The organism is Rhizobium sp. SVR5-9E, assembly GCF_056755095.1.
The window spans coordinates 1-254 of record NZ_JBNDHS010000543.1 but is presented as its reverse complement, the minus strand read 5'-3'; the positions used below and the strand labels follow the sequence as shown (position 1 = coordinate 254).

Genomic DNA, 254 nt, shown 5'->3' with positions numbered 1-254 from the left:
GCCTTGTGGCAAAATGCAATGAAATGCATAATCGCCTTCCTGCAGTTGAGGAATAAATTCACCGCCCATATTTTTAAAAATGAACAATGTAACAACAAAAACGGCAATTGTTGCAGGGACGATGATATATTTCAGATTAATAGCTTTCTTTAACAAAGGCTGATATATTTTCTGAAGCCTTCCCATCATTTTGTCGGAGAAACTTTCTTTATGAGACCTCTTCTTAGAAAGAAATAAAGCACTCATCATAGGGA

Annotated in this window: 1 protein-coding gene; it reads right to left on the bottom strand. The window is 35.8% G+C overall.

Features of this window, described 5'->3' with window-relative positions:
• The coding region (locus ACPYOJ_RS35985; protein WP_481420478.1) for an efflux RND transporter permease subunit at positions 1–254 on the bottom strand (254 nt) is incomplete at both ends.